This window comes from Leptotrichia sp. oral taxon 879 str. F0557 (genome assembly GCF_000469385.1).
Taxonomy (GTDB): domain Bacteria; phylum Fusobacteriota; class Fusobacteriia; order Fusobacteriales; family Leptotrichiaceae; genus Leptotrichia; species Leptotrichia mesophila.
On record NZ_KI271299.1, the window covers coordinates 18,510 to 18,782 of the forward strand.

Below are 273 nucleotides of genomic sequence, written 5' to 3' on the forward strand. Positions count from 1 at the left end.
TCAAAGCCATTAGCCCCGATAATGACCCTTCCCTTTTCGACGTCAATTCCGATTACATCCCCGTCCTTCAGCTTAACTTTTCCAGTTGTAGGGATAAAGTTTTTTATGTTGATTGTCCCTGCACCGTTTAAATATATTCCATTTTCATTGCTTAAAATTACATTTACCTTTTGTCTGCTGAGAGCCTCGATATATCCCTCAATTTGCGATCTGTTTGCTCCATTAACCTGAAGCAGGACAAGATTTGCGGCCTGATTCGGCCCAAGATTTGGA

At 41.4% G+C, this 273-nt stretch carries 1 protein-coding gene; it reads right to left on the reverse strand.

The genetic code is table 11. The features are described 5' to 3' along the window. Positions 1-273, reverse strand: a 273-nt coding sequence (locus HMPREF1552_RS12480; RefSeq protein WP_021743619.1) for a filamentous hemagglutinin N-terminal domain-containing protein, incomplete at both ends; no start/stop codon positions are given.